Here is a 23782-nt window from a genome sequence, read left to right as displayed (position 1 = left end):
GGTGGTCAACGTTTCTTCAGCAGCTTGTGCAATAGAATCGACAGCGCTACCAACGCGGCGCCGGTGCCCACGAGCAGGGCGAGTGAGCCCACGCTTGGATGCCGGATCGCCGCGATCAGTTGGTGTGCGAACGTCACGGTTAGCACCGCGCCTGGGGCCATGCCGAGCAGCGTGCCGAGTAGGAAGTCGCGTATCCCAATATGGGATGCGCCGGCCACTAGGTTGACGATCGAGAACGGTGCGACCGGCACCAGCCGCAGCACTATGATGGCCAGCAAACCACGCTTGCCGAGGCGCTCGCTCAGGCGATTCGCGCGGGAGCCGGCGAGCCGGCGTACCGCGTCGCGGCCCAGCCCGACGCCGACGTAGTAAGTGGCCGCCGCAGCCAGCATCGTGCCGAGCAGCGCGTATGCCGCGCCCGGCCATGCGCCGAAAACCAGCCCAGTGGCGGCGATGATCAATGTGATCGGCACGACCGCCAGCGAAGCGACGACGTAGCCAAGCAGCACGATCGCCGGCGCCAGCGGCAACGCGGCCAATCGTTCACCCCAATGCACGATATTGGCCACGCTCAATGCCTGACCGGCGGGGGTGAAGCGCCACAAGGCGGCCAGTGTGGCTAATGCGAGTGCGATGGCCCCGAGGATCAGCAACCGGGCCACAGGGCGCGCGCCCTGACCATCGTCGAGGAACTGCCGGACCAGCGCGTCCGGCTCTACCGGGACTTCCGGGTCCACCCACGCGCTGACCGGCACCAACGCCTCGAGTTCGGGCGGGACGGTGGGATCCAGTGGCGTGAGCGTGCGTCCGTCGTGCCGCAGTGCGTCGATCGCACCGTTCAAGCGACCATGATGCTGCAGTGCGGCAGCCACCGCTTCGGACGAGACATCTAGGTGTTCGGCTAGCAGCCGGTCTCGGACCGACGCGATCGCCGCACGCACGCGGTCGTTGCCATTAGCGTCCAATACCACGTTACATTCTGTGTCGAGCACCATCGAGCGGTTGTTCAGGTTCGCGCTGCCGACGCAAAGCCGCTCGTTGTCGCTGATCATCAGCTTGCTGTGTACGTTCAGGCAACCCGTGCGCAGCCCGTCAATGTGTGGGCTCCAGAGCCGGTAGTGTCCGTGGCGATTGACCCGTGTAAGCGCGCGGTGCAGTCGCGCACGCAGCGCGCCCATGGTGGCTTCCTGCAGCCAGCCGCTGTGGTTGCGCGGCACGACCGCCGCGACGTCGGGCGCGTGCGGGTTCTCAAGCCGTCGGCTCAGCGCGTCGCGCACGACAGCGGCAGTCAAGTACTGGTTCTCGATGTAGAGATTGTGTTGCGTGGCCTCGATCATGTCGACGGTGAGCGTACGGATGTGCTGCACGCCAGGCTCGTTGCGGTAAGGGGGCGCGGTCAACGCAATGCCGAGCACGACGTCGTGCACGTCCACCGGCACGCTCGACGGCCATGGGTCGGTGCCGTCTAGGTTGCAGCCGGCGCGGATCGCCAGCGCCTTGCCGCACGCGCGGCGCCAGCGGCCTCGCGCCAATTGACCGATCGCGCGCGCGGCTTCGCCATCGAAGACCGTGTGGACATCGTGGAACGGGTTGTATGGCGAGCCGTCGGGGTTGCGGCGCCAAGGATCGTTTGCAGCGTGAGCCGGCGTGTCCCAACGCGCGCGGGTCAAGTCTAGCCCGCCGACGAACGCGAGCCGGTCGTCGACGACCACAAACTTTTGGTGGTGCGAAGCGCCGCGCGGGTGTGTGTTATCCATTCGGAACAGGATTCGTCGATGCGAACGCCAGCCGGTCGGATAGACGGGTAACCATTCTCGTTCGAACGCGTAGATCATGGCGAAATCCCATGCCAACACGTAGATTCGCAGCCGCCGGTTGGCGCTGGCCACGGCTTGCAGAAAAGCACCGAGCGGCTCCGGGAAGCCGTCTGCCGCGCCCTGCGGTACCAGCTTCATTCGACTGTTGATGTCCCAGCCGACAATGAAAACGGTATGCTGCGCGCTGCGAATGGCTTCGCGCAACGCCGAGAAATACACGGCGGCGTCGATCAGCACGCTGAAGCGATCGGCATGGCACAGCGAATCGCAGTTGCGGCCGACTTCCAGCAGCCCATGGGTCGAGCGGATGTGCAACGTTACTCCTCTGAACGCGGGATATGACGCAGGCGGGCATCCCTATCAACGCGCATAGCAAGCTGCGTGCCGGTGATGTGTAAGCCATATGTCGGTGGGGCGTGGAGACGCCGACAATATGTCGGCAATGCCGGTGATGGCGATGAGGTTCAAGCCGGGACGACGCGTCACAGCACGTACGGCTAGCCGCGCAAATTCACCAACATTTCATCAAGGTGCTACGTCGAGCCGCGCTTGCACCGTGCCGCTTTGGCCAGGTGGACAAACTGCGGGCCAAACCGCTCACACCAGCGGCGGATCGACTCGTACGTCACCGTCACACCGCGCTCGAGCAGCAACGCCTCGATATCGCGCAGGCTCAGATTGAAGCGAAAGTACCACCGGCCTGCGCAGCGGATGATCGACGACGGAAAACGATATCCGTGATAGACAGATTTGGGCTTCTTCATTCCGCAACCCTATCCCCTCGTTTTCACAACACAACGTGACAAAGCTGATGGTTTTCACGTCTCGCCTCTGATGGCAAGCAATTCGCGTGATGGATAGCGAGACCAGGACTGGGGCGCTTACTTCGGCAGCAAAACAATGAGTATCACGATCCCGGACCGGCTCATGCATCACTGCCATCTGCTCGAATTCGACGGACACAGTTACCGACTCAAATAGGCTGCAAAAAAATAGGCTACTAAAACCCTTGCACAAAAGACCAAAAAGCGTTAAATAACAACCTCATCCTGTCCCACAACGTAGAGGAATTTGCACGACCGAACGTGGAAGGGTTTTAACTGGCCGTCCGGACGGCCTCGTTTCCTTCATTTCTTCATTTTTTATTAATTAAAAAATAGGAGTTAAAAATGGAAAGGAATTATAAAAAGAAGGGCTTTGCGAGTTCCCGCCGGAAGTTTATTTCTGATATGGTCATGTTGTCTACTTCGGGTATCGTTGTTGGAGGATGGTCGCCAATTTATCAAATATCAGCCAACGCAAGTGAAACATTGGTGAATTTCCCGGTTGGAATATCAATTTATCGGCAGGCTTACGAGAACTGGAGCAGGGAAATATTTGTAGATAACGTATGGACAGCGGTGCCTAAAACCCCTGACGACATCGTTTCCATCGTGAACTGGGCGAGATCAAATGATTATAAGATTCGTCCACGCGGATATATGCATAACTGGTCTCCATTAACAATGGACTCGGATAGCAAGGCTTCTTCAGTTGTTTTGCTTGACATGACGAAGAACCTGACCGCCGTATCAATTGACACGGCATCAAAGCCAGCTCGAGTAACTGCGCAAACAGGCGTATCGATGGGGGCTTTGCTCGAAAAACTGGAAGCAAAAGGCCTGGGGATGACAGCTGTGCCTGCCCCCGGCGACATTACGTTGGGAGGGGCATTAGCGATTGGTGCGCATGGCACTGCTGTGCCAGCAAAAGGGGAGAAATTATTATCAGGGCATACCTATGGCTCTTTAAGCAATCTTATTCTATCGTTAAGTGCGGTGGTGTATGATGAAACAAAGAGAGAATATATATTGAGGACGTTTTCCCGTGAAGAGGCAGATATTAGTGCATTCCTTGCGCATGTCGGACGAGCTTGCATTGTCGAGGTAACGATGCAAGTTGGAGAAAATCAGCGCCTACGCTGTCGGAGCTACATTAATATTTCTGCTAATGAATTATTTGCGAAACCTGGAGCATCCAGGAGAGCTATTGAATCGTTTCGAAGATCCAAGAGAACCATTGAATCGTTTCTTGATAAATCTGGTAGGATAGAGGTAATATGGTTCCCATTTACAAGCAATCCATGGCTGAAAGTCTGGAGTGTAAGGCCAAATAAGCCATTATTTTCGCGCATTGTCACGAAGGCGTATAATTATCCATTTTCAGACTGGATTTCTATAGAATTATCTGATTTAATCAAGCGTATTGTCATTGACAACGAGGTAACTATTACCCCGGTTTTTGGCCAAAAGCAGTTGGCAATTGCAACTGCAGGCTTGGTTGCCACGCATAGCCTGGATATCTGGGGATGGTCAAAAAACTTACTACAATACATTCGACCCAGTACACTGCGAGTTACTGCAAATGGCTACGCAGTGGTTACCAGCCGGGCTAACGTCCAGCGCGTCATTAGCGATTTCATCGAGAACTATCAGGAGCGCATTAATGCGTATCAGAAGCAAAACCAATACCCAATTAATGGCCCCCTCGAAATTCGGGTGTCAGGGCTGGATAACCCGAATGATGTGAGCCCTAGTAGTGCCACTGCTGCCCTATCTGTGATTAAGCCACGCTTGGATAGACCAGATTGGGATATTGCGGTTTGGTTCGACATTTTGACTTTGCCTGGAACACCTCACGCGAATAAATTTTATCGCGAAACAGAACAGTGGATGTTTTCACATTATGCAGGCTCCTATGCGACAATGCGACCAGAATGGTCTAAGGGTTGGGCATATACAGATTCGGCAGCTTGGGAGGATTACACGACGATTAGCACAACAATCCCGAATATTTATAGGGAGGGACAAATCAGCCAGGAAAAAGATTGGGATAAAGCTATCAAGACACTCAATAAATACGATCCTAACCGTATCTTCTCATCTGCGTTGCTCGACAAGCTATTGCCTTCAGGAGTATAAGGGATGGAGTTTTTGGAAATATAACGGGTGTTGTTGTAATAAGGTCGGAGGCTTGAAGCGAGCCGGAGTGAATGAAGCGCAGGAAGTTAGCATTGCCAGCGATCGAATCGAATTCACCCGGCGTGGCAACAACATCGCGCGCAAAGGAGCAACAAGCGCAGCGGCGCGAAGCGCGGCTCGCACGCTATGGGACGGTCATGCGCCACCATCAAAGCGGGATGGCAATCCGGGCGATTGCGCGCCTTACGGCATTGGACTGGCGTACGGTGCGGCATTGGATCAACGCCGGTGGGTTTGCTGAGCGGGCGCAACGGCCGCCAGCAGCTAGCAAGTTGGATCCCTATCGAGCGTATCTTGCCCATCGCTGGCGTGAAGGCTGCCAAAACGCGGCGAGGTTGTATTGGGAAATCGTCAGCCAAGGGTTCAACGGCGGTGGCGGCATCGTACGCCAAGCCCTTCAGCCTTGGCGACAAGCCTGTGCAATCACGCAGCAGCTGCGTACTGCTGTGTTGCGAGCGGTGCCTTGCACTCGCCGCGTAGGCTGCTGGTTAATGGGTCGGGGCACGGCGTCGCTCACCAACGACAATAAGCGACACGTCCAGCGCTTTGTGCAACGACTCGGCGAGCGAAATCCCCAGATAGCAACAATCCGGCGGCTGTCGCTCGATTCACTGACATAGTCAAGCACCGCGTACATCAAGCGTTGGCAAGCTGGCTGCGTCAAGCGCAGGCCAGCGGTGTACCAGAAATGCAGCGGTTTGCAGCAGGCATTGGCCACGACGACGATGCCGTACACGCTGCACGGCTCACACCCTACAGCAACGGTATCGTCGAGGGCCATGTCAATCGGCTCAAGTTCCTCAAGCGCCAAATGTATGGCCGCGCCGGCTTCCAACTGCGTAAGCTCCCGGCAAAGTCGATGCTTGGCGTTACTGTGAGGCATATGAACAGCAGATGGGCGGCGGCGGGCTATGCCCGATAGTGAGAGACTTTTTGGGGGATGTTGAACGCGAAAGGAGCAGAAAATGAGCAAACTGATAGTCCATGTGAGCGGCGCACGTGATATGGGACAGCGGTTCGTGAATGCCTTTGAGCGCGCGGCCAGAGGTGAGCATTTTAAGGAAAGTCACGTCACGTTTCTCTCGTGGCAGGAAATGGTGGCTGCGCTGCCGCGTCGGCTCATCGGGCGCCCGTAGGGCGAACGATGGGTGATAAGTTGGGATGACAAAGTGCCCGCCGTGCTCAATCGTGTGGTCCAACAAACGCTGCAGTGTCACAGTCGGATCTTGCAGCACGGCTTTGAGCGCTGTCGCGCCAAGGGCGACGACTACAGCGGGTGCCACCGTATCGAACTCACGATCAAGCCAGTAGTGGCACGCTTCGATTTCGCGCTGTGCGGGCGTTTTGTGCATGCGTCGCTTACCACGCGGTTCCCATTTGAAGTGCTTGACGGCATTCGTCACGTAGACGTCGCCGCGGGCGACGCCGGCCTCCCGTAACGCGTCGTCCAGTAATACGCCAGCCGGACCGACAAATGGTCTGCCTTGTCGATCTTCTTGGTCGCCGGGCTGTTCGCCGACCATCATAATTGGCGCGTGCGCGGGCCCCTCGCCCGGCACCGGCTGCGACGCGTCGTGCCACAGTGCACAGCGCCGGCAATCGTCTAGGTCTTGCGGCTGCTGTTGCGGTTCAATTTCGATCTTTCCGTGTTCCTGCGTCGTCGGTTTGCGCGTGGTCATAACAGAACTCCTGGCAAACGTCTTTGCACGACGCGTGCCCGCGGTCTCAGGTCGCCGTACGCTAGGCGCTGCGTGTACGCCGTGCATTTTTCTAGTGGATTGTAAAGATTGTAAAAAGCGGTGGCGTCGCGGGCGACGCGGTGCTGGGACTGCATGCGTGAGCATGCGGCACGTCCGTTGCTCGATGATGGAGGCATTCGTTCACTCATGTTCACGGAGGTTGTCCATGCACCACGTTCAGGAAATCATGTCTCGGGACGTCGTCCATATCAGCCCGTCCGACACGATTCGACATGCCGCCGAGTTGATGGACCAGTACGATATCGGCGTGCTGCCGGTATGCGAGAGCCGCAAACTTACCGGCATGGTCACGGACCGCGATCTGGCAGTGCGCGCGCTGGCGGCTGGTAAAAACCCCGACAGTCCGGTTGGTGAGGTCTGTACGCCGCAAGTTGAATGGTGTATGGAAGACGACGATTTGGATACCGTGCAAAAGCGCATGGCCGACGCGCAACTGCGTCGCATGCCGGTGATCAATCGTCAGAAGGAGCTGGTGGGCGTGCTGTCGCTTGGAGACGTTGCCACGCGCAGTGCCGGCGCGTCGCATGACGAGGTCGCCAATACGCTTGAGGGTGTGTCGCAGACGCGACGTCACTAGTATAGGAGATGGCGGCGCTTGCCCCAGCACGAATGGGGTCCAAGTGTTCGATGCCGGTGCGGCGGCCGGACCGGCCGCCGCACCGGTATTGCGACGTCACGGGGCAGGAAAACGATCAGCTTTTGTTTGATGGCTGCGGGGACGGAGCCCCGTTATCGTCATGGCTGCCGCGCGACTTATCATCATCATCGGGCACGATTTTCGTCACACCGCCTGTCGCGGGCGGGTCGCTGGCAGGAAAGCTGTCCTCGACCGACTTATCGATTGCTTCCTCTTTCTTTTCGCGCGAGATGTGTTCCTTGGTTGACATATTGGTCGTGGCTCCATAAGACAGACGATCAATGCCTTCGCAAACGGCGTGCCTGGAGCAATTGGCCAAGCGGCCAGCGCCCCTGGGCACCGACTCGGTAGATGCCATCTTAGCGGCTATCTGTCATCGTTGACGGCTACTGTCACGCTCACTTTGGTGTGGTGGGCAGGCTGTTAGAAGGCTGGCTGCCTCACCATGGCGGCTTAGCGCGCTATCGTGCCGGAAATCGTAGTGAGCCGCTCATTCAGTGCGCGCTGCGCGTCGGCATCCAGGCCGCCGCCGCGCCGCCTGATTCATATCGCGCTCGTGACAGTTACGCATGCCACCGCAACCGGCTCGGATTATCTCGACGCGTGCGGGCGGCTGATCTCACACGATGCAGCGCAACGCTGCCCGCGGCAATGCATGCTGGCGAGAATCTATGCGATTGCCGTGCACAACGGCGCGTTGACGGATTCGCCGGCACCCACGTGCGCAGCGGCTAATGAGACCATGCGTGCCGTCGTCTGGGGTGATGGAGGAGGGCGGCGTTTACGCGCTTTTTACGCCGCGCGGGCCACTCTTGTCGGACGATTTATGGCCCTGCGGATAGCCTATCAGATGCCTTGGTGCATTAACGGAGAACATAACAATGGACCTCATCTACCTCGCCGACATCGTCCTGTTCCTGGGGCTGTGCATGGCGCTGGCGGCCGGCTGCGACAAGCTGCGCCGCACACCCGGAGGCCGCTCATGATGGCGTGGATGACATGGCTGGCCGGCATTGCGACGCTGCTGGTGCTGGTGTACCTCGTGTATGCGCTGCTGCGCGCGGAGGATTTGGAATGAACGCCAATTCGTTTTTGCAGGCGGCGCTGTTCATCATCGTGCTGATCGCGCTGGCGCTGCCACTTGGCCGCTATATGTGCGGGGTGCTGGATGGCTCGTCGGTGCTCGTGCGCAAGCTGGGCCGCCCGCTGGAGCACGGGCTGTATCGAGTCGCGAGCGTCGATCCGCAGGCCGAGATGTCGTGGAAGCACTATGCGCTCGCGGTGCTGCTGTTCAACGCGCTGGGTGCCGTCGTGGTGTATGGCCTGCTGCGGCTGCAACAATATTTGCCGGCCAATCCGCAGGGGCTCGGCGCGATGACGCCCGATGCCGCGTTCAACACGGCGGTCAGTTTTGTGACCAATACCAATTGGCAGGACTACTCACCGGAGTCGTCGGTCAGCTACCTGACCCAGTTGACGGGCTTGGCTGTGCAGAACTTCTTGTCCGCGGCCACCGGCATCGCGGTGGTGGTCGCGCTGATCCGTGGGTTTGCGCGCCATACCGCGCGCACCATCGGCAATTTCTGGGTCGATTTGACGCGCGTCACGCTTTACATTCTCGCGCCACTGGCGATCGTCGTGTCGCTGGTGCTGGTGAGCCAAGGCGTGCTGCAGAACCTGAAGCCGTACCAGCAGGTCTCGACGCTGCAGGTGACGACCTATCCGGTGCCCAAGACCGACGCACAAGGCAATCCGGTCAAGGACGCGCACGGCAATGTGGTGATGCAGGACGCGAAGGCGGACAAGCAGACCTTGGCCATGGGGCCGGTCGCATCGCAGGAAGCGATCAAGATGCTGGGCACCAATGGCGGCGGCTTCTTCAACGCGAACTCGGCCCACCCGTTCGAGAACCCGACGCCACTGTCCAACTTTGTGCAGATCCTGTCGATCCTGATCATCCCGGCCGGATTGTGCATCGTCTTCGGGCGCATGGTGGGCGACCGCCGGCAGGGCTATGCGGTGCTTGCGGCGATGACCATCGCATTTGCGGTGGCATGCTTTGCGGAAATTTCCGCGGAACAATCCGGCAATCCGCTGTTTGCGTCGCTGCACGTGGACCAGCAGGCGTCGGCGCGACAAGCGGGCGGCAATGCCGAAGGTAAGGAAGTGCGCTTGGGCATCGCGCAGTCCGGTATCTTCACGGTGGCGACCACGGCGGCATCGTGCGGCGCGGTGGATAACACGCACGATTCGCTCACGCCGATGGGCGGTTTCGTGCCGCTGCTGCTGATGCAACTGGGCGAAGTGATCTTCGGCGGCGTCGGCTCTGGGCTCTACGGCATGCTCGTGTTCGCGTTGCTCGCCGTGTTCGTTGCGGGGTTGATGATCGGGCGCACGCCGGAGTACGTCGGCAAGAAGATTGAGTCGTTCGAAATGAAGATGGTGGCGATTGTGGTGCTGCTTACGCCGTTCCTGGTGCTGGTGGGCACGTCGATTGGGGCGCTCTCGCCGCTGGGCGTGGCCGGTATCGCCAATCCCGGGCCGCACGGCTTCTCCGAAGTGCTGTATGCATTCAGCTCAGCAGCCAACAACAATGGCAGTGCGTTCGGCGGGCTGTCGGTCAATACGCCGTTCTACAACGTGTTGTTGGCGATCGCGATGTGGTTTGGCCGCTTCGGGACGATCGTGCCGGTGTTGGCGATCGCGGGCTCGCTGGCAAACAAGAAGCGCATTGCCGTGACGCCGGGTACGCTGCCCACGCACGGCCCGTTGTTTGTCGTGTTGTTGCTCGGCACGCTCGTGCTGGTCGGCGCGCTGACCTATGTGCCTTCGCTGGCGTTGGGGCCGATCGTCGAGCAGTTGATGATGATCGCCGGCCATTGATTTCGAGGAAAGCATGACTAACGTCAATCCATCGCTTGCTCATCGTGCGGACAACCTCGGGCAGGCTCGTACCGCAGTCCATTCGATGTTCGATCCGGTGCTGCTGAAGCCCGCCATCGTCGATGCGTTCAAGAAGCTTGCGCCGCGGACCCAACTGCGCAATCCGGTGATGTTCTGTGTGTACGTGGGCAGCATCCTGGCGACGGTGTTGTGGATCGCAGCGCTTGCCGGGCAGGCCGAGGCGCCAGTCGGCTTCATCTTGGCCATTGCGTTATGGTTGTGGTTCACGGTGCTGTTCGCCAATTTCGCCGAGGCGCTGGCGGAAGGCCGCTCGAAGGCCCAGGCCGCGTCGCTGCGCAGTGCCAAGCACAATGTGATGGCCAAGAAGCTGAACGAGCCTCACCCGAAAGCGCCGGTCCGTATCATGACGTCCACGGATTTGCGCCGCGGCGACGTGGTGTTGGTCGAGGCGGGCGACACGATTCCGGCGGACGGCGAGGTCATCGAAGGTGTCGCGTCGGTTGACGAGTCGGCGATCACCGGTGAATCGGCGCCCGTGATTCGCGAGTCTGGCGGAGACTTCTCGTCCGTCACTGGCGGCACACGGGTGCTGTCGGACTGGATCGTGGTGCGTGTCAGCGTGAACCCCGGCGAGGCCTTCTTGGACCGGATGATCGCGATGGTCGAGGGCGCGAAGCGGCAAAAGACGCCCAATGAGATCGCGTTGACCATCCTGCTGGTTGCGTTGACGCTCGTGCTGCTGTTTGCAACCGCGACGCTGTTGCCGTTCTCGATGTTCTCGGTCTCTGCGATGAAATCGGGTCATGTCGTGACGATCACGGCGCTGGTCGCGTTGCTGGTGTGCCTGATTCCGACCACGATCGGCGGATTGCTGTCGGCGATCGGAGTGGCTGGCATGAGCCGGATGATGCAGGCGAACGTGATCGCGACATCCGGCCGCGCCGTCGAGGCCGCCGGCGACGTTGACGTGCTGCTGCTGGACAAGACCGGCACGATCACGCTTGGCAACCGGCAGGCGTCGGCGTTTGTGCCGGCGCCGGGCGTGTCCGAGCAGGAACTGGCCGATGCCGCACAGTTGGCGTCGCTGGCCGACGAGACGCCGGAGGGCCGCAGCATTGTGGTTCTCGCCAAGCAGCGTTTCAACATTCGCGAGCGGGACATGGCCAGCCTACATGCGCAGTTCCTCGGTTTCACTGCTCAGACGAGGATGAGCGGCGTCGATCTGCCTGAGCGCGAGATCCGTAAGGGTGCGGCTGACGCGATCCAGCAGTATGTCCACGCGCATGCAGGCCACTTCCCTCAGGAAGTGCGCGCGGCGGTCGATGACGTGGCGCGCCGCGGCAGTACGCCGCTGGTCGTCGCGCAGCGGCAGCCAGGCGCCGATGGCCAGGCTCGCGTGCTCGGTGTGATCGAGCTGAAGGACATCGTCAAGGGTGGGATCAAGGAGCGCTTTGCCGAGTTGCGCAAGATGGGTATCAAGACGGTGATGGTGACCGGCGATAACCGCCTCACCGCGGCAGCGATTGCCGCCGAGGCTGGCGTCGATGATTTTCTGGCCGAGGCCACGCCAGAGACCAAGCTTGCGACAATCCGCGCGCATCAAGCCGAAGGGCGGCTGGTGGCGATGACCGGCGACGGCACGAACGACGCTCCGGCGCTGGCGCAGGCCGACGTAGCGGTCGCGATGAACACCGGCACGCAGTCGGCAAAGGAAGCGGGCAACATGGTCGATCTCGATTCGAATCCGACCAAGCTGATCGAGATCGTGGAAATCGGTAAGCAAATGTTGATGACGCGCGGCTCGCTGACCACGTTCTCGATCGCCAACGATGTGGCGAAGTACTTCGCGATCATTCCGGCGGCCTTCGCGACCACCTATCCGCAGCTGCACGTGCTCGACGTGATGCGACTCACTTCGCCTTCCTCCGCCATCCTGTCGGCGGTGGTATTCAACGCGCTGATTATCGTGTTCCTCATTCCGCTTGCGCTAAAGGGAGTCAAATACCGGCCGCTGGGTGCCGCTTCGCTGCTGCGACGCAACCTGCTGATCTATGGACTGGGTGGCATTGTGCTGCCGTTCCCGTTCATCAAGTTGATCGATATGGTGATCACCGCCTTGGGCTGGGCCTGATCCGTTCCTTGAAACCCTTGCCGGGCGGGTCGGCGTCTCTTCGTTTGCCCTTGTCCGGCCTTTTTTGGGGCAGCACGCTGCTCCACTTTGAACCATGATCATGAACACTTTACTGCGTCCCGTGCTGGTGTTGTTCGTTGCGCTGACGGTGATCACGGGCATCGTCTATCCCGCCGCGGTCACGGCGATCGCGCAGGCTGTTTTCCCGGCGCAGGCCAACGGCAGCCTGATCGAAAAGAACGGCAAGCTGATTGGCTCGGCGCTGATTGGACAGCAGTTCGATAGAAACGACTACTTCTGGGGCCGGCTGTCGGCGACGACACCGAACCCGTACAACGCGCAAAGCTCGAGCGGATCGAACCTGGGGCCGACCCATCCCGCGCTGGCGGACGAAGTGAAGGGACGGCTTGCCGCCTTACATAAAGCCGATCCGGCCAACACGGCGCCGGTGCCGGTGGACTTGGTGACCTCGTCAGGCAGTGGCTTGGATCCGGACATCAGCCCCGCGGCGGCGGCCTACCAGGCCCCCCGCGTGGCGCGGGCACGAGGCCTTCCACAAGCGCAGGTCGACGAGTTGATTGCCCGCAATACGACCGGTCGGCAGTTCGGCTTGCTGGGTGAGCCACGGGTGAACGTGCTCAAGCTGAACCTGGCGCTAGATGAGTTCAAGCCGGTGCACTGAGGGCAGCATGGGCTATCACATCGTCTACTGAAGATGGCGGTATGCGAATCCATACCGTCTGAATTTAGCAACGTTGGCCGGGCTTTTATTTCTTTCTTCTCCAGGCGTCGAGGTATGCTGCGGCCGCAGCGAAAATTAAATGAACTACCGTTTGGAGAAGATTAGATGAAACGACTGGTACTCTCGGCCATTTCGCTCGGCGTGCTCGCCGCTACCTCGGCAGCGCATGCCCAAAGCTCGGTGACATTGTATGGCGTTATCGATGAAAGCATGACCTTCTTGCATAACCAAGGCGGCAAAAACCAGTGGTCCACGGTGTCCGGCAACCTGCAGGGGTCGCGCTGGGGCTTGAAGGGGGCGGAAGATTTGGGCGGCGGCCTAAAGGCGATCTTCCAGTTGGAAAACGGCTTTAACCCAAACGATGGCCGTCTGGGCCAAAGTGGCCGCGAATTTAGCCGTCAGGCTTATGTAGGGTTACAGAACGATGCATACGGTACGGTGACGCTGGGTCGCCAATACGTGCCAGATACGGACCTGGTACAAGGCATGACGGGTGACAACTACTTCGGCTCCACGTTCGCAACGCCGGGTGACGTCGACAACTACGACAATAGCATTCGCGTCAACAACTCGGTCAAGTACGCGAGCCCGGTCTGGGCCGGCCTTCAGTTCGAAGGCTTGTACGCGTTCGGCAACCAGGCCGGCTCGTTCGGCGACCGCCGTGCGTGGGGCGCTGCGCTGGCGTACACGAACGGCCCGATCGCCGTGGCGGCGAGCTACCAGTACTACAACGGCGGCAAAGTCACCAACGGCGTGCGGGACTTCTCGGGTTCCACCACGACGGCGACCAACACGACGACCGACTCGATCTTCAACGGTCCGGTCAACGGTGCCTACACGTCGGCTGCGTCGCTCAAGATCGCCCGTGTCGCTGGTCAGTACACAATCGGCCCGGTCAACGTCGGCGCGTCGTACAGCAATGCGCAGTACACGGCGGATTCCGCTTCATCGTTCGGCCAGACGCAGAAGTACAACACCGGCAACGTGTTCGCGACCTACCAGGCCACGCCGGCGCTGCTCACGGGCATTGGCTACAGCTACACGAAGGGTTCGGGCAACTCGTCGGCCAAGTACAACCAGGTGAGCCTGGGCGCCGACTACAGCCTGTCTAAGCGCACCGACGTGTACCTGGTCGGCGCATGGCAAAAGGCCACCGGCCAGCAGGACGGCGCGGGTGCGCAAGCCCAGGCTTCGATCGGTTCGTACGGTTTTGCCGGTGCGAACGGCGGCGCGCAAGAGTACGTTGCGCTGGGCCTGCGCCACAAGTTCTAAGCGACACGCAATCTGCTCCTGCGGAGGGACCGGCGTGGCGGGTTCGACGCAGGGGCAACAAAAGCGCAGGCAAGCGCAGGCTTGACCTGCGCTTGCTTTTTTCATCGGCGACCGGTTGCCGCGGCCCGCGCGCGGCCGGCTGCCGCTGCGTGGCCAACTGCCGCATCATGCACCCGGTTCTACCGCTGGGCCACGGTCACCTGTCATGGTCTCACGGCGAGCGAGTCGCCTTGGCATCACAGCCGCCGCCCAGATTCATGCTGCCGGCCGGCAGCTTTGTGCCCACCGGATATTGGCCGGACGAGAGGGCGACGACCAATTGCTCGATAACATGTTCGGTCAATGTGCGAGGTCTGGCCGACATCGGAAAGGCCAAGTATTCAACGTATCGGGTTTGCATGTTATATGAGGACTTGGGGACTGGAGAAGCGGGCGAACATCCTTGTGCGAACGCACGATCGCGTTGTGCAATGGTCATACGCTTGACAGCACGCGAGCGGTGCTGTGACAACGCAGGTGTTTTGAAAGGGGAGCCAACTCATGCAGGGGCCAGAACCGATCGCCGGCGGGCTCGCGAAGCTGCCGGAGCAGGGCGTTGAGACCGGCGACGACGGCGTGTTCATTGCGCCGGAGCACGCGAATGTCATCTCCGGTCGGCAGTATGTACTGAAGTCAGGCGACACGTTTGTCGTCAACGATCCGAACGGCGATATTCTAGGCCATGACGATGGCTTGTTCGTCAACGACATGCGGGTGCTGTCGCAACTGCAGCTCACATTTGGCGGCCGAGCGCCGTCGCTACTGTCGGGCAGCGTGAGCAGCGACAATACGGCGTTTACCGCGCACTTGACCAACCGGTCGCTGCCGCCATTGGGCGGCGAGCATACGCCGCAGGGTGTGGTCCATGTCGAGCGTTTGCGGGTGCTGTGCGGTAATGTATTAAACGAGGCGATCGCGCTGACCCATTACGGCACCGAGCCGGCGGTCGTACCGCTGTCGATTTCGTTTGCCAGCGATTTTCTAGACATATTCGAAGTGCGAGGCTCGCCGCGCAGCCGGCGCGGCATGCTGGTGCCGCCCTATGTTGACAATGATGAGGTCGTGTTCGGCTACCAGGGTTTGGACAACGTCGAGCGGGTTGTGCGCGTCGCGTTTTCGCCTGCTCCGGACAAGCTGCTGCCGGGGCGCGCCGACTATACATTGACGTTGCCGTCCGAGGCGTGTCTGTCGGTTTACCTGCAGGTCACGATCGTTACCCGGCCAATCAACGAGGCTGCCGCGCAGGTGCCCGGCGGTCTGGTGTCGACGCCGCCAGCCGGCTTGAGCGGTGCGGGACGGGCGGCGGTACGCGCCGCGCTGGCCGAGTCGCACCGGATGATGCGCGATAGGCGTCGCGCCAGTGCAAGGCTGCGCTCGAGCAATCCGTTGTTCAATGCTTGGATGGAGCGTTCGTTTGCCGATTTGGGATTGTTGACCACGGATCGGGACACCGGACCCTATCCGTATGCGGGTATTCCGTGGTTCTCGACGCCATTCGGGCGGGACGCGGTGATGACGTCCTTGCAGACGCTGTGGGTACAGCCGGCGCTGGCCCGTGGCGTGCTCCGTTTTCTCGCAGCCCATCAGGCGCGCGAGGATTCGGCGTTTCGCGATGCCGCGGTTGGCAAGATCATGCACGAGATGCGCAAGAGCGAGATGGCGGTGACTGGGGAAGTGCCGTTTGCGCTGTACTACGGCGGTGTGGATACGACGCCGCTGTTCATCGTGTTGGCCGGAGCTTACCTCGAGAGGACCGACGATGCGGCGTTAATCGACGAATTGTGGCTGGCGCTGGAGCTGGCCGCGCAATGGATTGCACGGGTATGCGACCGCAACCCGTTCGGGCTGCTCGACTATCAGCGCGCGGCGGACAGCGGCCTAGCCAACCAGGGCTGGAAGGACAGCCACGATTCGGTGTTTCACTCAGACGGGCGCATGCCGGACGGACCGATCGCACTGGTCGAGGTACAGGCGTACGCGTGTGCGGCGTTCGAGACAATGGCGCGGTTGGCGCAGCATCGTGGCGCCGTCACGCTCGCCGCCAACTATACGACGCGTGCCGCAGCGCTGCGCGAACGAGTCGAGGCGATGTTCTGGATGCCGCAGGAAGGCTTCTATGGGATGGCATTGGACGGGCATGGTCAGTTGTGCCGTGTGCTGGCCTCGAACGCCGGGCACCTGCTGGCGTTCGGGTTAGCGGACCAGGCGCGTGGCGAGCAGGTCGCGCATACTCTCGAGTCCGCGTTGTTCCACACCGGATGGGGCCTGCGCACGCTAGCCGGCGGCCAGCCTCGGTTCAATCCGATGTCTTACCATAACGGTTCGGTGTGGCCGCACGATACCGCGCTGTGCGCTCGCGGCATGGCGCGCTACGGCGAAAAGGGCGCGGCGGTGCGGTTGCTGCAGGCACTGTTCGAGGCGGCAATCAACTTCGACATGCGGTTGCCTGAGCTATTCTGTGGCTTTACGCGGCGGCGCGGCGAGCCGCCGACCGCCTATCCGGTCGCGTGCCTGCCGCAGGCCTGGGCGGCAGGTTCGCCGTTCATGATGCTCGAGGCTTGCCTGGGCGTGACCGTGGACGCGCAGCGGGAGGAGGTCCGCATTGAGCGCCCGCGGTTGCCGGCAGGCATCGATTGGCTGGAAGTCGGCGATCTGCGCGTGGGCAGCCGGACTGTATCGTTGACGTTCCGCCGCGTGGGGGAGCAGGTGGTGCCGGTTGTGGACCGCGGTGACGCGCGCGTGCTCGCGTTGCTTTAGCGTGGTACGGATTGATGCATCGGAGCTGTACCGGAACGTGAAACTGGATCGTTATGCCAAAACAGAACTCGTGCGGCGTTGTGATACTCAACGAACTCGGTAGCGTGTTGCTGTGCCACGCAACCGAGACGCGCCACTGGGACATCCCGAAGGGGCAACCCAATCCAGGCGAGGCACCGATCGATGCAGCGCTACGCGAGACCCGCGAAGAGACCGGTTTGGTGCTCGACGCAGCAGCGCTGGTCGAGCTGGGGGTGTTTCCTTATCGCCCTGACAAGGAATTGCACTTGTTCGCGACCAGCGTCTCGACGCGCGACGTTGCTATCCGCGAATGCGTATGCACGTGCCTGTTTCCGAGCCACCGGAACGGGAAGATGATTCCCGAAATGGACGCGTTCCGGTGGGTGCGGCCGACCGAACTCAGCCGCTACACTAGCGCCAGCCTCACGAGGCTGTTCGAAACCAAACTTTCGCTGCCGGCGTTGCACCGCCAACTGAACGGTGCAGCAGCGTGATCTGCGTTATTCCTTGATCAGGAACCGTTCGCGCTTCTTGCCGTGAATCCAGGCCGGCGCCCGTCCCCGCCCGGACCACGTGGCTCCGCTGGCAGGATCTCGGTACTTCGCCGGCGCGGGGGCACGCTTTCCCGGCGCGCTGTTCGCCGCATGCCGTCGGCCAAAGATGTCCTGGGGACTTAATCCGTATTCGGCGACCTTCGCGCGGATGTCCGCGATCACTGCATCTAGCTCAGCCAAACGGGCCTCCTCGGCCTTCCGCTGCAACGCTTCGATTTGTTGTTGGAGTTGCTTGTAAGTTGCCATTAGTTTTTTTAGCTCGAGTGGAATAATGCGCGATGATAGCGCGCCGGCGGTGTCGCGGACGCGTTGTCACCGAATAGGCGAGTCGGCCTCGGTTACGCTCTAGTTACGCTTCGGGGCGGGCAGAGCGGGAACGAATCGGGCCGCATTTTCCGGCGGCCCGCAGCGGTAGGGCTAGCGGCGACGGGCAGCTAGTCCCTGTCCGGCCTTGTATTTAACCGCCGTCGGGGGTCCTCGCCGAACGACGAGTCTTACCGGCGGTGCGTGTGCGAGGCAGAGGGTCGTCCGGTACGCCGTGGCCGTTGTCACTGTCGCGTTCCAGACCCCACAATGCATCCGGGAGATTGCGCTCCATCTCGTCGCGGGTAATCTGTTCTGCCAATTGCCGGGATTTTGGGGTAGCGGGGCCTGCTGGCCGGTTCGCTCCTGACATGACGCACTCCTTGTGGTTGGACAAGTCACCTTTATCTAAGCACATTTCACGACTACGTCAAATCCGAGTACAGTAACGTGCTCGCAGTATAAAGCGCCTCGCCATGGCATCCTCGGTCGGATCACCGGCGTGTCTGCCGAGGATGTGGGCTTTGCCGGCCGGCCAGGCCGGCGAGGATTACACGCCAGCGGTGGTCGGCACGCCGCGCGAGCGGCCAGAACTCAGGTATTCAGCAATCGAATCCTGCGTGATTTCTCCGAGGTAGCCGCCTTCCGGATCGACGACTGGCAACCACGACGAGTTAACCTCGAACATCTTTGATAACACCACGCGCAAGTTATCCTCCGCATTCACGGTGGTCGCGAATTCACGCATTTTGTCGCCGCAACGTGCCGGGGTGGAGGCGCCTTCACGCGCGACACGACGCGATACGTAGCCCAATGCGCGCCGTGCGTCGTCGGTGACCGTCACGTAGCGATTGTCGGTGTCGTCCATCACGCCGAGCGCTTGGGCAAGCGGGGTATCGACGTGCACGGTCTGGGCGTGGGCTGCCGCATCGCTCGCCTTGACCAGCAGCAGGCGTTTGAGTGTGCTGTCGTGGCCCACGAACGCGCTGACGAATTCGTCCTTGGGATGGGCAAGCAAGGTGTCGGGATGATCGAACTGCACCAACTGGCCGCGCCGGAACACGGCGACCTTGTCGCCTAGCTTGATCGCTTCGTCGATATCGTGGCTCACCATGATTACCGTTTTCTTCAGCGCACGTTGCATCTGGAAAAACTCGTTCTGGATCGACTCCCGGTTGATCGGGTCGACCGCGCCGAACGGCTCATCCATCAACATTACAGGCGGATCAGCCGCGAGCGCGCGGATTACGCCGATGCGTTGTTGCTGGCCGCCAGAAAGCTCGCGCGGATAGCGCTTCAGATACAGCTTCGGGTCCAGCGCGACCATCGACATCAGTTCAGTCGCACGCTCGCGATAGCGCGCCTTGTCCCAGCCGAGCAGCCGTGGCACGACCGTGATGTTCTCCTCGATCGTCATGTTCGGAAACAAGCCGACCTGCTGAATCACGTAGCCGATGTGGCGACGCAGTTCCACTTCGTTGACGTTCGCGGTGTCCTCGCCGTTGAGCAGCACCCGGCCGCCGGTCGGCTGAATCAGCCGATTGATCATTTTCAACGTCGTGGTCTTGCCGCATCCCGAAGGGCCGAGAAAAATGCAGATTTCGCCTTCGGCAACGGTCAGGCTAACGGCGTCGACCGCCCGTACCGCACTGCCGTCCTTGCGCGTGAAGGTCTTCGTCAAGTGGTCAAGTTCGATCATGTTTTCGCTACTCCCTTCGGTGTCAATGCACGCTGCAGCGCGTGCAGCAGCAGGTCCGCGACGATGGCCAGCATGCTCACGAGCACCGCCCCGATCACCAGCCGCGTCATGTTACTTTGGCTGATCGCGCGCAGTACCAGCTCGCCGAGGCCTCCGGCGCCGATGACTGCAGCAATGGTCATCACGCCGATGTTCATGACGACGGCCGTCCGTACGCCGCCGATGATCACCGGCACGGCGAGCGGTAGCTCGACGAGCGTGAGCCGTTGCCACCGCGTCATGCCGATGCCGGTACCCGCTTCGCGGATGCTTGGATCGACATTGCGCAGCGCCAGGTAGGTGTTGCGCATAATCGGCAGCAGCGAGTACAGGAATACTGCCACGATCGCGGGAGCGGGGCCAATGCCGACACCCCAGCGCGACAGCAGCGGAATCATCAGGCCGAACAGCGCAATCGACGGCAGCGTGAGCACGATCGTCGCGCAGCCGAGCAGCGGGCCAGCCAGCCATGCACATCGGTTGATCAGGATGCCGAGCGGCACGCCGACGAGAATCGCGCAGCCGACGGCAGTGCCAACCAGTGCGAGATGCTGCACGGTGAGCGACGCCAGTTCCTGCCAATTGTTCGAGAAATAGGTCATCAGGTCCATCGGTTCTCCCGGCTTAAGGCAACGCGTGTGTGCGCAGGAAATCGGCGGCGACCGCACTGATCGACTCCTCGTCGATGTCCACGCGCTTGTTCATCTCGGACATCACTTCGCTGTTGATCTGCGCGGACAGTGCATCGAGTTGCTTCGCGAGTTCCGGGTGCTGGTCCAGCACGTCACGGCGCACGACCGGCGTTGCGTTGTATGCTGGGAAAAAGCCGAGATCGTCGTCGAGCACCGTGATGCCGAAGCCTTTGATGCGTCCGTCGGTCGTGTAGACCAGCCCAAACATGGCTTGGTCGTTGTGCAACGCCGTGTAGACCAGCCCGGAGTCCATCTGCTTGACATCCGAGCGGCGCAGTCGCAAGTCGTACAGCGCCTGCAATGGCCGCAATCCGTCTGGCCGGTTCGCAAACTCCGCGTCCATCGCAAACCAGTGCCGCTTGTGCGGATCGTCTTGTCGGATCTTCGCGGCCAGTTGCGAGATCGTGCGGATGCCGTCGCGTTCGGCGCGCTTGCGAGGCATTGCCAGCGCGTATGTGTTGTTCAGCGCCGACGGCTTGAGCCACACCAGGCCACGCGGTTTGTCCAGATCGCGTACACGGCGGTACGCGGTTTGCGGATCGAGCTTCTCATGGATTCGGTTGTAGACGATCAGCGCCGTACCAGTGTAGTCCCATACGATATCCAATTGCCGGTTCTCCAGCGCGCTGCGCATCAGCACGCTGCCTAGGCCGCTGCGGCTCTCGACCGTGTAGCCGCGAGAGCGCAGGTATTGTGAAGTGATTTCCGCGAGCAGCAATTGCTCGGTGAAATTCTTACCGCCGACGACCAGCGTCGCGGCGTGCGCCGGTACCACGCTCGCCAGCGCGGAGCCAGCGAGCAGCCAAGTCATGACGCATTTGAGAAAACGGATCATAAATTCTCCTGCGCTTTCGTTACAGTGCCAGTCCGCGACGCGCCAACGCGGCGCGAGCGATGCCGGCAACGAGTGCGTCCAGCGCGAGCGCCAGCGCAGCAGTCGATGCGGCGCCCAACAGCAGCATGGCCGGATCATTCAGGTAGATTCCCGGGAAAATCAATGTGCCGAGGCTGTCGGCGCCAATCAGGAAGGCCAGCGGCGCGGTGCCGACATTGATGGCGAGCGCGGTGCGCACACCGCCGATGATGATCGGCATCGCGTTGGGAAGCTCGACCTTGAACATCGACTGCAGCGACGTCATGCCGAGGCCACGCGCCGCCTCGCGCCATGCGGGCGGTACCGCGCGCATACCCTCGTATGCGTTGCGGGCGATCGGCAGCAACGACGCAAGCCACAGTGCGACGATCGCCGGCGCGGCGCCGATACCCAGGACCGCCAGTGCTAGCGCGAGCACCGCCAGTGACGGCACGGTGTTGCCCACGTTTAGCACCTGCATCAGCCGCTCTGCATGCCGCGGGTTCGACGCGCGGCTCAGCAGGACGCCGGCGGGGATGCCGGTGAGCAGCGCGAGCGCCATCGACGCGCCGACCAGCAACAGGTGTGCGCCGGTGTAGTACAGCAGGTCGGTGTGATACTTGCACAGCACGTCCGGTCCGATCGCGCGGACCAGCGCTGTCACGATCAGTGTCAGCACGATGAAGCTCGACAATAGCTTCGCGCGACGACTCGTCATCGTTGAGTTCTCCTCGTGGGTTGCCGATACAGCACGCGCTCTAAAGCAAGATAATAGCGAGCCACGCGCGGGGCACGAAGCCCGGCACGCTGAAGGCGGACGGCACAATGCCGTCACATGCTGCACGGTTGCCCGCTGCGCGGTCGCATTTGCAACGATGGCCGCTGCACGGGCAGGATGTCGTCCGTGGACGACTGGCGGAAGGACCGGGCGCAACGCGCCGCCGAGTCCACTAAAGCGCCCGGTACGGCCGGGCAGATGAAAGGGTCCGCCGATGCGAACCCATCTTTCATGCAACCGTATTGAAATTGCGCGAAAGGGCTTGGATCACGCAATAACTACCACGATCTTGTATTGCAGACGCTAACATTCTATTCAATGTCCGCGCAAAAGTCCAGCGCTGGCAGGGAAAATGCAGTTATCGCTGTCCGATCGCCGTTAGAGGCAGCTGTGCTCATGTTTCACCGCGCGTGGCGAGCCCGTAGCGCTTGATCTTCTCGTACAGTGTCGCCTTACCGACTTGCAGGCGCTCGGCCGCAGTCGATACGGCGCCGCCGTGCGCATCCAGGGCCTGTGCGATGAGCGCGCGCTCAAACTGCTCGACGCGCTCTTTCAGTGGCTGCGCGTCGTTGTCCGGGCGGGCGGCGTGCTGCACATCGTCCAAACCGATGCCAAGCACGAAGCGATCGGCGGCGTTGCGCAACTCGCGCGCGTTGCCCGGCCAGTCTTGCTGCATCAGCGCGTGCCGCTGCGCGTCGGTGAGCACGCGCGCCGGGCGCTGGTAGCGCACTGCGGCATCGAGCACGAAATGCTCGAACAGCGGCACGATGTCCTCGCGACGCTCGCTGAGCGGCGGTAGGGTGATCGTCACGACATTTAAGCGGTACAGCAGGTCGCGTCGGAACGTGCCGACCGCCACATGCTGGTTCATGTCTCCCTTGGCCGCCGCAATGATCCGTACGTCGCTGTGCACTGGCGTGTTCGAGCCCAGCCGTTCCAGCACACCGTCCTGCAGCACGCGCAGCAGCTTTGCCTGCAGTGCGAGCGGCATGCTTTCGACTTCGTCGAGAAACAGCGTGCCGCCCGATGCATATTCGAGCTTGCCGACGCGACGTCGCGTCGCGCCGGTGAAGGCGCCTTGCTCGTGGCCGAACATCTCTGACTCGAACATTGGCTCGGGCAATGCCGCGCAGTTGATCGCGACGAACGGCCGGTCGCGGCGCGCAGACTGTTCATGTAATGCCCGTGCGATCAACTCCTTGCCGGCGCCCGTCTCGCCGTTGATCAGCACTGCGGCATCGGTCGGCGCGACGTTGGCGATCATCGTGCGGACCTGCTCGATCGCCGCGCTTGTGCCGATGATGTGCACGGTGCCGGGACGCTGGGCCGCTAGCTCTCGGCGCAGTGCACGGTTCTCCAGTTGCAACGCGCGCCGTTCGAGCGCGCGGCGCACGGCGTCGGCGAGGCGCTCCGATGAAAAGGGTTTTTCAATGAAGTCGTACGCGCCGTCGCGCATCGCCTGCACCGCCATTGAGATATCGCCATGGCCGGTGACGACGATCACGGGCACATCCGGCGCTCGCTCGCGCATCAGCGACAGCAGTTCTAGACCGCTCGCCCCGGGCAGCCGGACATCCGTGACGATCGCGCCGGGCACGCCGGCGCCGGCGGCGTGCATCGCGTCCAACGCGGCTTCTACGCTCGGATAGCCGGTCACGTCGAAGCCGCCGAGCATCAAGCTCTGGACGTTGGCGCGCCGTACTAGCTCGTCGTCTTCAATGAACAATACCTGCAAGCCGTTGGTCATGGTTGTGGTTGTCCATG

At 61.2% G+C, this 23782-nt stretch carries 20 protein-coding genes and 3 pseudogenes; 12 read left to right on the top strand and 11 right to left on the bottom strand.

All coding sequences use genetic code 11. The annotated features are described in order from the left end of the window. Window positions 1-5 precede the first annotated feature (5 nt). Window positions 6-2132 (bottom strand): VTT domain-containing protein, encoded by a 2127-nt coding sequence (locus B0O95_RS07480; protein WP_104077337.1) that lies wholly within the window; start codon window positions 2130-2132, stop codon window positions 6-8. Between the two features lie 221 nt (window positions 2133-2353). Next, window positions 2354-2581: pseudogene (locus B0O95_RS07475) on the bottom strand (IS6 family transposase); the annotation flags it as partial. A 103-nt stretch (window positions 2582-2684) separates the two neighbouring features. On the opposite strand from B0O95_RS07475, the pseudogene B0O95_RS07470 reads away from it, so the two are divergent. The 4 genes and pseudogenes from B0O95_RS07470 to B0O95_RS07455 all read left to right on the top strand — a co-directional run. Next, window positions 2685-2798 (top strand): annotated as a pseudogene (locus B0O95_RS07470) (ATP-binding protein); the annotation flags it as partial. A gap of 188 nt (window positions 2799-2986) precedes the next feature. Continuing rightward, window positions 2987-4777, top strand: a complete 1791-nt coding sequence (locus B0O95_RS07465; RefSeq protein ID WP_104077336.1) for a cholesterol oxidase substrate-binding domain-containing protein — start codon at window positions 2987-2989, stop codon at window positions 4775-4777. 92 nt (window positions 4778-4869) lie between these two features. Further along, window positions 4870-5457: a hypothetical protein gene (locus B0O95_RS07460; protein ID WP_146064017.1), complete on the top strand. Its 588-nt coding sequence runs from the start codon at window positions 4870-4872 to the stop codon at window positions 5455-5457. Beyond that, complete coding sequence (locus B0O95_RS07455; RefSeq protein WP_104077334.1) at window positions 5454-5759, top strand: transposase; 306 nt, start codon at window positions 5454-5456, stop codon at window positions 5757-5759. Before B0O95_RS07460 ends, B0O95_RS07455 begins: the two co-directional genes overlap by 4 nt. Before the next feature lie 118 nt (window positions 5760-5877). On the opposite strand, the pseudogene B0O95_RS07450 reads toward B0O95_RS07455, so the two are convergent. After that, window positions 5878-6516, bottom strand: a pseudogene (locus B0O95_RS07450) (UdgX family uracil-DNA binding protein); the annotation flags it as partial. 226 nt (window positions 6517-6742) lie between these two features. On the opposite strand from B0O95_RS07450, the gene B0O95_RS07445 reads away from it, so the two are divergent. After that, window positions 6743-7174: a CBS domain-containing protein gene (locus B0O95_RS07445; RefSeq protein ID WP_104077332.1), complete on the top strand. Its 432-nt coding sequence runs from the start codon at window positions 6743-6745 to the stop codon at window positions 7172-7174. A 115-nt stretch (window positions 7175-7289) separates the two neighbouring features. Here B0O95_RS07445 and B0O95_RS07440 read toward each other — a convergent pair whose 3' ends face one another. Continuing rightward, on the bottom strand, window positions 7290-7484 hold the full coding sequence (locus B0O95_RS07440) for a hypothetical protein (RefSeq protein ID WP_104077331.1): 195 nt from the start codon (window positions 7482-7484) through the stop codon (window positions 7290-7292). Window positions 7485-8216: 732 nt separating this feature from the next. On the opposite strand from B0O95_RS07440, the gene B0O95_RS07430 reads away from it, so the two are divergent. The 5 genes from B0O95_RS07430 (at window position 8217) to B0O95_RS07410 (ending at window position 14283) form a co-directional block, all read left to right on the top strand. Continuing rightward, window positions 8217-8312, top strand: coding sequence for a potassium-transporting ATPase subunit F (locus tag B0O95_RS07430; protein ID WP_083813550.1), 96 nt, complete (start codon window positions 8217-8219; stop codon window positions 8310-8312). Next, window positions 8309-10117, top strand: coding sequence for a potassium-transporting ATPase subunit KdpA (kdpA, locus tag B0O95_RS07425; protein WP_104077328.1), 1809 nt, complete (start codon window positions 8309-8311; stop codon window positions 10115-10117). The genes B0O95_RS07430 and kdpA overlap by 4 nt, the downstream gene beginning before the upstream one ends. Before the next feature lie 85 nt (window positions 10118-10202). Further along, window positions 10203-12269: a potassium-transporting ATPase subunit KdpB gene (kdpB, locus tag B0O95_RS07420; RefSeq protein WP_104077465.1), complete on the top strand. Its 2067-nt coding sequence runs from the start codon at window positions 10203-10205 to the stop codon at window positions 12267-12269. A gap of 100 nt (window positions 12270-12369) precedes the next feature. Then, complete coding sequence (kdpC, locus tag B0O95_RS07415) at window positions 12370-12951, top strand: potassium-transporting ATPase subunit KdpC (protein ID WP_104077464.1); 582 nt, start codon at window positions 12370-12372, stop codon at window positions 12949-12951. A 165-nt stretch (window positions 12952-13116) separates the two neighbouring features. Then, window positions 13117-14283 (top strand): porin, encoded by a 1167-nt coding sequence (locus B0O95_RS07410; protein ID WP_104077327.1) that lies wholly within the window; start codon window positions 13117-13119, stop codon window positions 14281-14283. A gap of 211 nt (window positions 14284-14494) precedes the next feature. Here the strand turns inward: B0O95_RS07410 and B0O95_RS15830 are convergent, their stop codons facing one another. Continuing rightward, window positions 14495-14659, bottom strand: a complete 165-nt coding sequence (locus tag B0O95_RS15830; protein ID WP_233203208.1) for a hypothetical protein — start codon at window positions 14657-14659, stop codon at window positions 14495-14497. 164 nt (window positions 14660-14823) lie between these two features. Here B0O95_RS15830 and B0O95_RS07405 point away from each other — a divergent pair, with 164 nt between their 5' ends. Beyond that, a complete protein-coding gene (locus B0O95_RS07405; RefSeq protein WP_104077326.1) occupies window positions 14824-17079 on the top strand; it encodes an amylo-alpha-1,6-glucosidase in 2256 nt (751 codons plus the stop codon). A gap of 53 nt (window positions 17080-17132) precedes the next feature. Next, window positions 17133-17594: an NUDIX hydrolase gene (locus B0O95_RS07400; protein WP_104077325.1), complete on the top strand. Its 462-nt coding sequence runs from the start codon at window positions 17133-17135 to the stop codon at window positions 17592-17594. A 6-nt stretch (window positions 17595-17600) separates the two neighbouring features. On the opposite strand, the gene B0O95_RS07395 is transcribed toward B0O95_RS07400, so the two are convergent. The 6 genes from B0O95_RS07395 to B0O95_RS07365 form a co-directional block, all read right to left on the bottom strand. Then, entirely contained in the window at window positions 17601-17900 is a 300-nt protein-coding gene (locus tag B0O95_RS07395; RefSeq protein ID WP_104077324.1) for an H-NS histone family protein, read from the bottom strand. Between the two features lie 607 nt (window positions 17901-18507). Then, window positions 18508-19656: an ABC transporter ATP-binding protein gene (locus B0O95_RS07390; RefSeq protein ID WP_104077323.1), complete on the bottom strand. Its 1149-nt coding sequence runs from the start codon at window positions 19654-19656 to the stop codon at window positions 18508-18510. Then, window positions 19653-20306, bottom strand: a complete 654-nt coding sequence (locus B0O95_RS07385) for an ABC transporter permease (protein WP_104077322.1) — start codon at window positions 20304-20306, stop codon at window positions 19653-19655. The genes B0O95_RS07390 and B0O95_RS07385 overlap by 4 nt, the downstream gene beginning before the upstream one ends. A gap of 13 nt (window positions 20307-20319) precedes the next feature. After that, entirely contained in the window at window positions 20320-21222 is a 903-nt protein-coding gene (locus tag B0O95_RS07380) for a glycine betaine ABC transporter substrate-binding protein (RefSeq protein ID WP_104077463.1), read from the bottom strand. A gap of 19 nt (window positions 21223-21241) precedes the next feature. Then, the gene (locus tag B0O95_RS07375) at window positions 21242-21958 is read right to left on the bottom strand and encodes an ABC transporter permease (RefSeq protein WP_104077321.1); all 717 of its coding nucleotides are present in this window, start codon (window positions 21956-21958) and stop codon (window positions 21242-21244) included. Window positions 21959-22412: 454 nt separating this feature from the next. Beyond that, entirely contained in the window at window positions 22413-23765 is a 1353-nt protein-coding gene (locus B0O95_RS07365; RefSeq protein ID WP_104077319.1) for a sigma-54-dependent transcriptional regulator, read from the bottom strand. Window positions 23766-23782 lie beyond the last annotated feature (17 nt).

Source organism: Mycetohabitans endofungorum, from assembly GCF_002927045.1.
GTDB classification, from domain to species: Bacteria; Pseudomonadota; Gammaproteobacteria; order Burkholderiales; family Burkholderiaceae; genus Mycetohabitans; species Mycetohabitans endofungorum.
The sequence above is the reverse complement of the archived record's forward strand: the minus strand, read 5'-3'. Positions and strand labels throughout refer to the sequence as shown.